Source organism: Microbacterium indicum DSM 19969, assembly GCF_000422385.1.
GTDB lineage: Bacteria > Actinomycetota > Actinomycetes > Actinomycetales > Microbacteriaceae > Microbacterium > Microbacterium indicum.
This window is the reverse complement of the sequence record NZ_AULR01000005.1, coordinates 138,104-150,068: the sequence shown is the minus strand read 5'-3', so window position 1 is coordinate 150,068 and position 11,965 is coordinate 138,104. Positions and strand designations below refer to the sequence as shown.

General features: G+C 72.5%; 12 protein-coding genes. 6 read left to right on the top strand and 6 right to left on the bottom strand.

Going from position 1 to position 11,965, the window contains the following annotated elements:
• Position 1: 1 nt before the first annotated feature.
• The 4 genes from H576_RS0107875 to H576_RS0107860 all read right to left on the bottom strand — a co-directional run bounded on the left by H576_RS0107875 (position 2) and on the right by H576_RS0107860 (position 3,368).
• On the bottom strand, positions 2-1,192 hold the full coding sequence (locus H576_RS0107875) for a glycosyltransferase family 4 protein (RefSeq protein WP_029150485.1): 1,191 nt from the start codon (positions 1,190-1,192) through the stop codon (positions 2-4).
• Positions 1,193-1,203: 11 nt separating this feature from the next.
• On the bottom strand, positions 1,204-2,412 hold the full coding sequence (locus H576_RS0107870) for an NAD-dependent epimerase/dehydratase family protein (RefSeq protein ID WP_029150484.1): 1,209 nt from the start codon (positions 2,410-2,412) through the stop codon (positions 1,204-1,206).
• 152 nt (positions 2,413-2,564) lie between these two features.
• Positions 2,565-2,906, bottom strand: a complete 342-nt coding sequence (locus tag H576_RS0107865) for a hypothetical protein (RefSeq protein ID WP_029150483.1) — start codon at positions 2,904-2,906, stop codon at positions 2,565-2,567.
• 3 nt (positions 2,907-2,909) lie between these two features.
• A complete protein-coding gene (locus tag H576_RS0107860) occupies positions 2,910-3,368 on the bottom strand; it encodes a prevent-host-death protein (RefSeq protein WP_029150482.1) in 459 nt (152 codons plus the stop codon).
• A 66-nt stretch (positions 3,369-3,434) separates the two neighbouring features.
• On the opposite strand from H576_RS0107860, the gene H576_RS0107855 reads away from it, so the two are divergent.
• Complete coding sequence (locus H576_RS0107855; RefSeq protein WP_029150481.1) at positions 3,435-4,898, top strand: carboxylesterase/lipase family protein; 1,464 nt, start codon at positions 3,435-3,437, stop codon at positions 4,896-4,898.
• Positions 4,899-4,902: 4 nt separating this feature from the next.
• Here the strand turns inward: H576_RS0107855 and H576_RS0107850 are convergent, their stop codons facing one another.
• A complete protein-coding gene (locus H576_RS0107850) occupies positions 4,903-5,739 on the bottom strand; it encodes an alpha/beta fold hydrolase (RefSeq protein WP_029150480.1) in 837 nt (278 codons plus the stop codon).
• 59 nt (positions 5,740-5,798) lie between these two features.
• Here H576_RS0107850 and H576_RS0107845 point away from each other — a divergent pair, with 59 nt between their 5' ends.
• From H576_RS0107845 to H576_RS16700, 4 genes are all read left to right on the top strand, one after another.
• A complete protein-coding gene (locus H576_RS0107845) occupies positions 5,799-6,224 on the top strand; it encodes a MarR family winged helix-turn-helix transcriptional regulator (protein ID WP_029150479.1) in 426 nt (141 codons plus the stop codon).
• A gap of 5 nt (positions 6,225-6,229) precedes the next feature.
• Entirely contained in the window at positions 6,230-7,510 is a 1,281-nt protein-coding gene (locus tag H576_RS14885; protein ID WP_084502581.1) for an MFS transporter, read from the top strand.
• An 84-nt stretch (positions 7,511-7,594) separates the two neighbouring features.
• Positions 7,595-8,644: a lipoate-protein ligase LplAB gene (gene lplAB / locus H576_RS16705; protein WP_029150478.1), complete on the top strand. Its 1,050-nt coding sequence runs from the start codon at positions 7,595-7,597 to the stop codon at positions 8,642-8,644.
• Positions 8,641-9,588: a DNA-methyltransferase gene (locus H576_RS16700; RefSeq protein ID WP_245559139.1), complete on the top strand. Its 948-nt coding sequence runs from the start codon at positions 8,641-8,643 to the stop codon at positions 9,586-9,588. The genes lplAB and H576_RS16700 overlap by 4 nt, the downstream gene beginning before the upstream one ends.
• A gap of 9 nt (positions 9,589-9,597) precedes the next feature.
• Here H576_RS16700 and H576_RS14880 read toward each other — a convergent pair whose 3' ends face one another.
• Positions 9,598-11,019, bottom strand: a complete 1,422-nt coding sequence (locus H576_RS14880; RefSeq protein WP_036319940.1) for a carboxylesterase/lipase family protein — start codon at positions 11,017-11,019, stop codon at positions 9,598-9,600.
• Between the two features lie 80 nt (positions 11,020-11,099).
• Here H576_RS14880 and H576_RS14875 point away from each other — a divergent pair, with 80 nt between their 5' ends.
• The gene (locus H576_RS14875; protein WP_051172406.1) at positions 11,100-11,942 is read left to right on the top strand and encodes a TolB family protein; all 843 of its coding nucleotides are present in this window, start codon (positions 11,100-11,102) and stop codon (positions 11,940-11,942) included.
• The last annotated feature ends 23 nt before the right edge of the window (positions 11,943-11,965 follow it).

Sequence of the window (11,965 nt, the reverse complement as noted above, 5' to 3'; positions counted from 1 at the left end):
TTCACGTTCGGGGCGCGGATCCTGGCGTGCGCGAACGACCCTTCTCAGCGCGCGGAGGGGTCGTTTTCGCGTTCTCCGCTGCGATCGCGCGCTCGTAGAACCCGACGAGGGCCTCCGTCGATGCGCGCCAGCCGAACGGCTCGGTCGCGGCGCGGGCGCCCTCCGCGAGGCGCGATCGCAGGCCCGCGTCGGTGAGCACGCGGTTGAGCTTCTCCGACAGGTCGGCGGCGTCGCGCGGCCGGGCCAGCAGGCCGCCGACGCCGTCGGGGACGGCGAACGGGATCCCGCCCGCGTCGGCCCCGACGACGGGCGTCCCCGACGCCATCGCCTCGAGCGCGACGAGCCCCAGCGTCTCGGTCGTCGACGGGAAGGCGAACACGTCGGCGCTCGCGTACGCCTCGTCGAGGTCGCGCCCACGAAGCGGCCCCGTGAACACGGTCGGCGTCCCGCGGAACAGCGCGCGCAGATCCGCCGCCGCGGGCCCGTCGCCCACGAACGCGAGGCGGGTCCCCTGCGGCGCGCGGTCGAGCGCGTGCCGCAGCAGGTCGAGGTCCTTCTCCTTCGACAGCCGCCCGACCGAGAGGATCAGCGGGGCGTCGGGATGCCCATCGGTGAGCCGCGCGCGCATCTCCCGCGACGCGTTCGCGGCCGTGAAGCGCTCGGTGTCGACGGCCTTGGGCCAGAGGTCGAGGTTCTCGATCCCGAAGCCGCGCGCCTTCTCGATCATCTGCTGCGAGGTGCAGAGGTTGACCGAGGCGCGGTTGTGGGATCGGCGGATCCACGCCTCGGCCGGCCGCGCGAGCGCCCCGAGCCCGAGCCGCCGCGCGTAGGCGGGGACGTCGGTGTGGAACGAGCCGAGCATGGGGTGCTTCCGGCGCTCGGCGTAGAGCGCGCCGAAGGATCCCGTCCACACGGGGTTGACGACGTGCACGACGTCGGGGCGGAACGCGTGCAGCTCGCGCGCGTGCCGCGGCCCCGGGAACCCGACCCGCAGATCCGGGTACACGCGCCCGAACGACACCGAGGGGACGCGCACGACGCGATGCCCCGCGTACTCGGCCGGCGCCTTCCCCGGCGCGAACACGAGCGCCTCGTGGCCCAGCTCGCGCAGCTGCGTGAGCGTGCCCGTGAGGCGGGTGACGATCCCGTCGACCTTCGGCAGGAAGACCTCGGTGATGATCGCGATGCGCACGCGCGCCGCGATCAGGCGACGGGAACGGGCGCCGACGGCGGCACCCCTGGCGCCTGCCGCGACGTCCAGAGCGACCGCGACGGGATCCGCTCGAGGTCGACGCGGTCGCGGTAGCGGCCCGCCGTCTCCTCGACCTCGCGCAGGAGGCCCTCCGACAGCCGCGTGGGCTCGAGGCCGAGGTCGAGGAACGACCGGTTCACGACGTGCAGCTCGTTCTCGGCCGACTCCTGACGCGGGTTGGGCGTCAGCTCGACGCGGGCCCCCGTGATCTCGGCGATCTGCGCCGCGAGGTCGCGCACCCGGTGCGTCTCGGTCATCTGGTTGAAGATCTTCACGCGATCCCCCGCCTCGGGCGGGTTCTCGATCGCGATCTGCACGCAGCGCACCATGTCCTGGATGTGGATGAACGCGCGCGTCTGCCCGCCCGTGCCGTGCACCGTGAGCGGGTAGCCGACGGCCGCCTCGACGAGGAAGCGGTTGAGCACGGTGCCGTAGTCGCCGTCGTAGTCGAAGCGGTTCACGAGGCGCTCGTCGAGCGAGGTCTGGGTCGTGTTCGTGCCCCAGATGATCCCCTGGTGCAGGTCGGTCACGCGCAGCCGGTCATTCTTCGCGTAGAAGGCGAAGAGGTGCTGATCGAGGACCTTCGTCATGTGGTAGACGGATCCGGGGTTCGAGGGGTACAGGATCTGCTGGTCGATCGTCTCGCCGTCCGGCGTCGTGACCTGCACGTCGAGGTAGCCCTCGGGGATCTGCATGCCCGCGGTTCCGTAGCCGTAGACGCCCATGGTGCCGAGGTGCACCACGTGCACGTCGAGGCCCGACTCGACGATCGCGGCGAGGAGGTTGTGCGTCGCGCGCACGTTGTTGTCGACCGTGTAGCGCTTGTGGCCCGCGTCCTTCATCGAGTACGGGGCGGCGCGCTGCTCGGCGAAGTGCACGACGGCATCGGGGCGGAACTCCTCGAGCGCCGTGAGGAGCGCGTCGTAGTCGGCCGCGAGGTCGACGTCGCGGAAGGCGATCTCGCGGCCCGACACCTCGCGCCAGGCGGCGAGGCGATCCGCGATCGAGGCGATGGGGGTGAGCGACTCGGCCCCGAGCTCCTCATCGATCGCGCGTCGCGACAGATTGTCCGCGATCATCACTTCGTGGCCGAGGTCGGACAGGTGGAGGGAGGCGGGCCAGCCGCAGAAGCCGTCCCCGCCGAAGACGATGATCCTCACGCAATATCTCCTTCGAACTTCCTGTCGACGCTACCGTCGGGGCATCGGTCGCGAGGCGGTGTGCGCCCGATCCCGAGTGAACTTCATCAGAACTTTTGCCGGAGCGATGAGCGCGACGCTACTCCGGGCGCGCGCTCGCCGACAGCGGTGCGTCACTTCGTCTGGTTCGGGTGTCGCGTGTGCACCTGCTCGAGGAGGACGGCCCGGCCCGAGACGTAGAACCAGATGCGGGCGTCGCCCAGCAGGGTCGGCTTGTGCTGCCACCGGTCGAACGTCGCGCCGTCTCGACGGATCGTTCCCAGGTCGCCTCGAAGCGGGTAGTTCGTCGGTGTTCGTTCCAGCGGAGTGCGGGTGAGGAAGTCCCAGCTGTCGGCGAGGGCGTTGCGGATCGTCGCGGCGAGGCCGGTCCAGCCCCGCCGCGCCGATGACGTGGCGAAGCGGATCTCGAATTCGGCCTTCTTCGTCGGTCGCGGGACGACGTCGCCCTTCCCCATCGGTCAGGGACGCTCGACGGGCTCGTCGAGGAGGATCCAGTCGACCGAGTGGCCGGAGAGCCCTGCGGCGAGGGCGGCCGCCGTCTCCTGCCACGAGGTGAGCTCCGCGAGCGCGAGATGGGGTTGGTGTGTCGCGAAGGATGCGCGGGCCGCGTCGACGAGATCCTGTGCGCAGGTCTCCTGGTCGTTCGGGGACAGCGCCAGGATCCAGGGGAACATGCGCGCCATGCGCCGCACGAGCGGCCCTTCGTCGTCGATCGACACCGTGATGAGCTGCGCCGCGAGCTCGAGCAGCCGGGCGCGGGCATCGGCTTCGCGCTGGGACATGAGCACGAGCGGCTCGCCGTCGCGGCGGGTCACCCGGACGGGGTGGTCCTCGGCCTCGGCGAACACCTCGGCGGGCCGCTTGCTGAGGTCGGAGGAACGGCGGGTGGTGCTCGTGGGATCGTTCACCAGGGTCATCGCCCCAGCTTATTCCGAACGTGTTCGGAAGTCCATGGGCGGTTTCGTGCCTGCCAGGATCGGGGCATGACCACGCATCCCATCGTCCAGACCACCGCGGGTCGGGTGTCGGGGGTTCCGCATCCCCACGGATCCGCGTTCTTCTCGATCCCCTTCGCCGCGCCGCCCGTCGGCGAGCTGCGCTTCCAGGCGCCGCGGCCGCCCGAGCCGTGGGAGGGGGTGCGCGCGTGCGATCGCTACGGCGCGACGCCGCAGCGCCGGCCCTTCGGCGACTTCCTGACGACGATCCCCGAGCCGTCGATCCCCGGCGACGACACGCTCTCGCTCACGGTCTTCACGCCGTCTGCCTCGCCCGACGCGGGCCTGCCCGTCTTCGTGTGGGTCCACGGCGGCGGGTACTTCGCCGGCTCGCCCGCGAGCCCCTGGTACGACGGATCCGCGTTCGCCCGCGACGGCGTCGTGACGGTCGTGATCTCGTACCGCCTCGGCTTCGACGGCTTCGGCTGGATCGAGGACGCGCCCCTCAACCGCGGCGTGCTCGACCAGATCGCCGCCCTCGAGTGGATCCGCGACAACATCGCGGGCTTCGGCGGGGACCCGTCGCGCGTCACGATCGCGGGGCAGTCAGCGGGAGGCGGAAGCGTCTTGACGCTCCTCGCGTCGCCGCGGGCCGCGGGGCTCATGCACGGCGTCATCGCGCACTCGGCGGCGGACGGGGCGGTGCCGCTCGCCGTCGCTGAGGCGGGAGGGCGCGGGTTCGCCGCCGCGATGGGCGTCGAGCCGACCCTCGCCGGATGGCGCTCGCTGACCGAGGACCAGGTCCTCGACCGCGAGCGCGAGTTCAATCACACCCCCGGGTCGATCGAGTTCGACGCGTCGCCCGCAGACCTCGTCGAGGCGATCCGCGCGCCCGAGCCCGCGCTGGGCCTCCTGTGGGCGCCCGTCGACGACGGCGAGACCGTCGTGTCGCCGCGGCTGGCCTTCGCCGCGGGCGCGGCGGCCGACGTCCCCCTCGTCATGGGGACGACGCGCAACGAGTTCGCGTTCCCGTCGCCGACGCCCCTCGACGACGTGCTCGCGGCGCTGCGATCGGCGGGCGTCAGCGAGGCGGGGATGGAGAGATACCTCGTCGAGGTCGGCGTGCTCGGCGAGCGGTTCGCGCAGGCGCAGCTCGCCATCTCGCAGGTCTTCCGTGCCCCGCTCGCGCGGAACGCCGCGCTGAGATCCGCGCATGGGGCGGCCGAGCGCACCTGGCTGTTCGACTTCGCGCACCACTCGCCCGTCGACGGCGCGGCGGCGCACTGCCTCGACGTGCCGTTCGCGTGGGACGTCCTCGCCGCCGACGGCGTCGACCGCGTGCTCGGCGACGCGCCCCAGGCGCTCGCCGACGAGATGCACGCCGACTGGGTCGGCTTCATCCGGACGGGCGAGATGCCGTGGGATCCGTCGGCCGTCGGCGCTCGGACGTACGGGGCCGACGCGCCGTACGACCCCGACGACTACGCGCTCGACGCGGAGCTCGCCGGGTAGGGGATCAGCGGCCCCAGCGCTCGTCGAGCCAGGCGAGGATGTCGGCGCGCACGCGGTCCTGGACGGGGTCGTTCAGGATCTCGTGGCGCCCGTCGTAGACGCGGGTCGTGACGTCGGAGAGGCCCGATCGCGTGCGGTACGCCGCGGCGAGGCGCTCCACCGATCGCGGCCCTCCGACGGTGTCGTCGCGGCCGACCTGCAGGAGGATCGGCAGGTCCCTGAGGCCGCGGGCCGGGCGGCCGAAGAGCCGCGCGGCGTTCGCGAGGCCGAACGCCTGCGCGAGCGGCATCTGCGTCGTGAGCGGGTCGTCGTGCGCGGCCTGGCGGACGGCGGGATCCTCGCTGATCCACTCGTTGCCGCGCGAGTGCGGGCCCTTCCACGGCGCGTTGAGGTCGCCCGTGTTGAGGGATCCGGGGACCCGGTACGCGGATCCGATCAGCACGGCCCCGTCGAACGCGCTCGAGTGGTCGTTTACGAGCATCTGCGTGAGGAACGAGCCCCACGAATGGCCGATGATCACGAGCGGCACGCGGGGGTGCGCGGCGCGGGCGATCTGAGTCAGCTGCCACACGGCGTCCTCGGCGGCGCGGTGCCCGCCCGGGCCGAGCCGGCGGCGCTTCGCGAGGGTGCCCCACTGGCCGATGCCCGTGCGGCCGTGGCCGCGGTGGTCATCGGCGTAGACGACCCACCCGTCGGCCGTGAGGGCGTCGGCGAGGGCGGTGTAGCGGCCCGCGTGCTCGCTGACGCCGTGCACGATCTGGACGATGCCGCGGGGCTCCCCCTCGGGCTCGTACAGGTCGTAGAAGATCTCGATGCCGTAGCTGTCGACGTACGAAGGCATGGCACCAGCCTACGGACAGACTTGCTTCGCAAAACTAATTAGCTAAGCTAAATAATCACATGACCTCCGAGATCTCCCCCGAAGCATCCGACCTGCGCGCCGCGACGCTGCGACTCGCCCGCAGGATCCGCCAGAACCGCTCGATCGCGTCGATGACCGACGCGCAGTTCGCGGTCCTCGTCAACGTCCACCTCCACGGCCCGCACACGCTCACGGCGCTCGCCGAGCGCGACGGCGTCACGGCGCCGTCGATGAACCGCACCGTGAACTCGCTCGAGGAGGCCGGCTACGTCACGCGCGTCGCCGACGAGACCGACCGGCGCAAGGTGATCATCGCGATCGCGCCCGAGGGATCCGAGGTCGTGCTCGAGACGCTGCGGCGGCGCGACGGGTGGCTCCAGGGGCTGCTCGACGCCCTCGACGACGACGACCGCGCGACGCTCGGCGCCGCCGCCCGCATCATCCTCCGCGAGGTGCACCGATGAAGTCGATGTTCCGGTCGCTGGGGATCTTCAACTACCGCCTCTGGTTCCTCGGCGCGCTCGTCTCGAACGTCGGGGCGTGGATGCAGGCGACGGCGCAGGACTGGGTCGTCCTGACCGAGCTCACGGACCACGACGCGACCGCCGTCGGGGTCACGATGGCGTTCCAGTTCGGGCCGCCGCTGCTGCTCGTGGGCGTGACGGGATGGGTCGCCGACCGCTTCGACAGGCGCAAGCTGCTGCTCGTCACGCAGACGTCGCTCGGGGTCATCTCGCTCGTCGTCGGATCCCTCCTCATCTCGGGGGTCATGACGCTGCCCCTCATGCTGACGTTCGCGGCGCTCTTCGGCGTCGCCAACGCGTTCGACAGCCCCGCGCGTCAGGCCTTCGTGAGCGACATCGTGGGCCGCGACCAGGCGTCGAACGCCGTCGCGCTCAACTCGGCGTCGTTCAACATGGCGCGGCTGCTCGGGCCGGCGATCGGATCCCTCCTGCTCATCGTGATCGGCAGCGGCTGGGTGTTCGTCGTCAACGCGGCGACGTTCGCGGCGATGCTGTCGGCGCTCCTCCTCATGCGCCGCGGCGAGATCCACGGGGGAGGGCGGCCGAAGAAGGGCGCGGGATCGCTCGTGGGCGGGTTCCGCTACGTGCTGCGGCGGCCGGATCTGCTCGTGACCTTCGCGATCGCGTTCCTCGTGGGCGCGTTCGGGCTGAACTTCCCGATCTTCGCGTCGACGATGGCCGTCGAGTTCGGGCGCGACGCCGACGGGTACGGGCTCCTCAGCTCGTCGCTCGCGGTCGGATCGCTCGCCGGCGCGCTGCTCGCGGCGCGGCGCGACAGGGCGAAGCTGCGGGTCGTGATCCTCGCGGCCGGCGGGTTCGGGGCGGCGCTCGTCGTCTCGTCGCTCATGCCGACCTACCTGACCTACGCGCTGCTGTGCGTCGCGGTGGGCTTCGCGAGCGTCTCGATGATGACGACGGCGAACGGCTTCGTGCAGACGACGACGACGCCGGCCCTGCGCGGGCGCGTGCTGGCGCTGTACATGGCGGTCATCATGGGCTCGACCCCCGTCGGGGCGCCGCTGATCGGCGCCGTCTCCGACGCGTGGGGCCCGCGCTCGGCGCTCGTCGTCGGCGGGATCGCGTGCCTCGTCGCGGGCGCGATCGGCCTCGCCTGGCTCATCGGATCGGGCCGCCTCCACCGCCGCGACACGGGCGGCTTCGAGATCACGGCGACCCGCCCCATCGACGTCCTCACGACGCCCAACGAGATCATCGAGCGCCCGTAACTCTCCATTTCTCCGTGTTTTCCCCACGCGAGAGCGGGGGAAAACACGGAGAAATGGAGAGTTGGCGGCGCCTAAGCTGGAGGCATGCACGGCGAGTACAAGGTTCCGGGCGGCAAGCTCGTGGTCGTCGACCTCGAGGTCCAGGACGGGCGGATCCGCGACTTCGCCCTCGCGGGCGACTTCTTCCTCGAGCCCGACGACGCGCTGGCCGACATCGACGCCGCCGTGAACGGCATGCCGGACACCTCGGAGGTCGGCGAGATCGCGGCCGCGATCCGCTCGGCCCTCCCCGACGGCGCCCAGCTGCTCGGCTTCACCCCCGAGTCCGTCGGCACCGCCGTGCGCCGCGCCCTGCAGCGGGCGTCGTCCTGGGGCGACTTCGCGTGGCAGGTCGTCGACGACCCCGCCGTCAGCCCCCTCATGAACCTCGCGCTCGACGAGGTCCTCACCGAGCGCGTCGGCGCCGGCCTCCGCCAGCCGACCCTGCGCATCTGGGAGTGGGACCGCTCGGCCGTCGTGATCGGATCCTTCCAGTCGTTCCGCAACGAGGTCGACCCCGAGGGCGCCGCGAAGCACGGCTTCGACGTCGTGCGCCGGATCTCGGGCGGCGGCGCGATGCTCATGGGCGCCGGCCAGATCATCACCTACTCGCTCTACGTCCCCGCCTCGCTCGTCGCGGGCCTGACCTTCGCCGACTCCTACGCGTTCCTCGACGACTGGGTCCTCCAGGCGCTGCACTCCGTCGGGATCGAGGCGACCTACCAGGGCCTCAACGACATCACGAGCCCCACGGGCAAGATCGGCGGCGCCGCGCAGAAGCGCCTCGCGAACGGCGGCGTCCTGCACCACGCGACCCTCAGCTACGACATCGACGGCCAGGTCATGAGCGAGGTCCTGCGCATCGGCCGCGAGAAGCTCAGCGACAAGGGCACGACGAGCGCCGCCAAGCGGGTGGACCCGATCCGCAGCCAGACGGGCATGGAGCGCCGCGCGATCCTCGACCGCTTCATCGAGGTGTTCCAGGGCCTCACGGGCGCCGAGCGGGCGAGCATCACCGACGAGGAGTACGCGGCGGCCGAGGAGCTCGTGCGCACGAAGTTCTCGACCGACGCGTGGCTGCACCGCGTTCCGTGAGCGCCGCCGACAGCGCCCCGGGCAAGGGGCTGAGCGCGGCCGCGCCCGTCGCGATCCACCACGGCGACAACCTCGAGGTGATCCGGGATCTCCCGGACGGCGCCTTCACGATGATCTACCTGGATCCGCCCTTCAACACGGGCCGCCGGCGCCAGCACGCGACGCAGCGGGCGACCCACGCGCCCGACGCCGTGCACGTGGACGACGTCGAGCCCGAGGCGGGCGACGCGCTCTTCGGCGACGAGTTCCTCAACGCGACCGAGAACCCCGTCTGGAACGGGTTCCACGGGCGGAGGTACGAGCGGATCCGCCAGACCCTCACGACCTTCGACGACCGCTTTGACGACTACTGGGCGTTCCTCGAGCCGCGGCTCGTCGAGGCGTGGCGGCTGCTCGCCGACGACGGGACGCTCTACCTGCACCTCGACTACCGCGAGGCGCACTACGCGAAGGTCATGCTCGACGCCGTCTTCGGGCGCGACAGCTTCCTCAACGAGCTGATCTGGGCCTACGACTACGGGGCCAAGAGCCGCAGCCGCTGGCCCACGAAGCACGACACGATCCTCGTGTACGTGAAGGACCCCGACGGGTACTTCTTCGACTCCGACGCGATCGACCGCGAGCCGTACATGGCGCCGGGCCTCGTCGACGCCGAGAAGGCCGCCCGCGGCAAGCTGCCGACCGACGTGTGGTGGCACACGATCGTGCCGACCTCGGGCCCCGAGCGCACGGGCTACCCGACGCAGAAGCCCGAGGGGATCCTGCGCCGCATGATCCAGGCGTCGACCCGCCCCGGCGACCGCGTGCTCGACTTCTTCGCCGGATCCGGCACGACGGGCGCCGTCGCGTCGCGGATGGGCCGCCAGGCCGTCCTCGTCGACGGCAACGCCCGCGCGATCGAGGTCATGCAGAAGCGCATGCCGCACGCGATCGTCATCCGGTAGCGCGAGGCTTCACGCGCCCCCGAGCCCCGCGACCGACGCGTATCCGTCGTCGACGGTGCGGGAGCGCCGGCCGAGGACGCGGGTGCGGGGCCACGGATCCCAGGGCGCCTCGCCCGTCGTGACGAAGCGCACGGCGGCGCCGTGGATCTCGTCGGCGAGCGCCTGCGGCGGGTGCGCGCCGGCCACGCGCGCGACGCCGGGCGCGCCCAGGGCGTCGAAGAAGAACGGCACGTCGAGGCAGTGCAGCGCCCAGCGCATCGTCGGGGAGGGCCAGGCGAAGCGGTAGACGCTCGTCGCGGGGCCGTGCGCGTCGGCGATCTCGGGCACGTGCCGCCGGAACAGCATGTCGCTCGCGTACCGGCCGAGCCGGGCCGCGGTCGGGCGGCGGTTCGCGCGCAGCCACGCGCGGCCCCGCAGCCCGAGGAGGCGCAGCAGCGGGACGGACGGGATCCAGTCGAGCACCGCCGCGAACGGGTCGAGCGCCATCGTGAACTCGTCGTCCGTCGTGCCGACGACGAGGGGCTTGTCGCGCCCGATCCCGCCGCGGAGCCCTGCCATCGTCGGGCGGTCGATGATCTCGCCGTCGACGACGGGCCCGATGCGGAGGCCCCGGTCGAGCATCGCGCGGAGCGCCGCGATCGAGGTGCGGTTCGCGAGGTGATCGCGCTCCGACGCGGCGAGGGCCCCGCGAGGGAGCGCGGCGAGGGCCGCGGGGGTGTTCTCGGATCCGGCCCCCGCGGCGATCGCGTCGCCGAGCCGCGTCGCGGCGTCGGCCGACAGCAGCGAGAGGGTCGGCGACATCGCCCAGGCGGCGCGGAAGAGGTGCTGCGCGCGCGGTATCGCGAGCAGCGTGAGGACGGCGCCCGCCCCCGCCGACTGCCCCGCGAGCGTGACCCGCTGCGGATCGCCGCCGAACGCGCGCGCGTTGCGCTGCACCCACTCGAGCGCGAGCAGCCAGTCGAGCACCGCGCGGTTGTGCGGATCAGGCCCCCGCACGCCCGCGAACCCGCGGAACGCGATCCGGTACGAGAGGACGACCGTCACGACGCCGTCGCGCGCGAAGGCGGACCCGTCGTACCAGGGGCTCGCGATCGACCCCGAGGTGTAGGCGCCGCCGTGGATGTACACGAGCACGGGCAGGCCCGCGCCCGGCGAGGGATCGGGCGTGAAGACGTTGACGTTGAGCGTCGAGGATCCGGGAACGCTCGGCTCGGGGATGATCGTCTCGCCCGGGGCGCCCCGCTGCGGCGTCGCGCCCGGCGCCGTCGCGTCGCGCACCCCGTCCCACGCGGCGTGGGGCACGGGGGCGAGGAAGGCGCGCTCGCCCGTCGGCGGCTCGGCGTAGGGGATCCCGAGGAAGACGGCGCAGCCGCCGCGCCAGGCGCCGCGCACCGCCCCGGCGTCGGTGCGGGCGATGGGCTCCGGGGGCATAGCGCCAGCGTAGGGAAGACTGGGGACATGTCGCAGAACAGCACGCCGCCGACGATGCGCGACGCACTGGAGGAGGCCGCATGATCACGCGCATCCGCGTCTGGGACCGGGCGACGGGGCGGACCCGCGTCGTGCACGAGACGACGCGCCACCTCGAGGCTCCGAACTGGACGGCCGACGGGCGCCTCGTCCTCAACGGCGACGGTGCGCTCTGGGCGATGCCGGCCGACGGATCCGCGGATCCCGTGCGCATCGAGGCCGCGGGGCTCCCCGCCGTCAACAACGACCACGTGCTCGCGCCCGACGGCGAGACGATCTACGCCTCGGCCGACGACTTCCACATCTGGGCCGTGCCGCTCGCGGGCGGCGGCGCGCGGCGCGTCACGCGGGTCGATGCGATGCACTTCCTCCACGGCGTGCGCCCCGACGGCGGGCGCCTCGCCTATGTCCGGCTCACGCCGGACGGCGAAGACTGGTGGGCGTCGGCGACGATCCGCACGGTCGCGCCCGACGGGTCGGACGACCGCGCCGTGACGACCGATCCGGGCCCCGCAGACGGCTGCGAGTGGACGCCGGACGGCGAGTGGATCCTCTTCAACACCGAGCAGTTCGAGAGGGGCCGCGCGCAGATCGCCCGGGTCCGCGAGGACGGCTCGGGGCTCGAGCAGCTGACCTCCGACGAGCGCGTCAACTGGTTCCCGCACCCCTCGCCCGACGGCGAGCTCGTCGTCTACCTCAGCTACCCGGGCGGCACGACGGGCCACCCGGGCGGGCTCCCCGTCGAGCTGCGGCTCGTGACGGGCGACGCGTGGGGCGAGGCGCGGACGATCGCGGCGTTCCGCGGCGGCCAGGGCACGATCAACGTGCCGAGCTGGGCGCCCGATTCCTCGGCCTTCGCGTTCTGCGAGTACCCGGAGGAGTGACCGCCGTCGCCCCGGCCCGCCGG

What these genes read in the sequence shown, in the direction of transcription:
- H576_RS0107865 (WP_029150483.1), bottom strand. Translation starts at nt 2,906, where the DNA reads ATGGGGAAGGGCGACGTCGTCCCGCGACCGACGAAGAAGGCCGAATTC.
- H576_RS0107860 (WP_029150482.1), bottom strand. Translation starts at nt 3,368, where the DNA reads ATGACCCTGGTGAACGATCCCACGAGCACCACCCGCCGTTCCTCCGAC.
- H576_RS0107855 (WP_029150481.1), top strand. Translation starts at nt 3,435, where the DNA reads ATGACCACGCATCCCATCGTCCAGACCACCGCGGGTCGGGTGTCGGGG.
- H576_RS0107850 (WP_029150480.1), bottom strand. Translation starts at nt 5,739, where the DNA reads ATGCCTTCGTACGTCGACAGCTACGGCATCGAGATCTTCTACGACCTG.
- H576_RS0107845 (WP_029150479.1), top strand. Translation starts at nt 5,799, where the DNA reads ATGACCTCCGAGATCTCCCCCGAAGCATCCGACCTGCGCGCCGCGACG.
- H576_RS14885 (WP_084502581.1), top strand. Translation starts at nt 6,230, where the DNA reads ATGTTCCGGTCGCTGGGGATCTTCAACTACCGCCTCTGGTTCCTCGGC.
- lplAB (WP_029150478.1), top strand. Translation starts at nt 7,595, where the DNA reads ATGCACGGCGAGTACAAGGTTCCGGGCGGCAAGCTCGTGGTCGTCGAC.
- H576_RS14880 (WP_036319940.1), bottom strand. Translation starts at nt 11,019, where the DNA reads ATGCCCCCGGAGCCCATCGCCCGCACCGACGCCGGGGCGGTGCGCGGC.
- H576_RS14875 (WP_051172406.1), top strand. Translation starts at nt 11,100, where the DNA reads ATGATCACGCGCATCCGCGTCTGGGACCGGGCGACGGGGCGGACCCGC.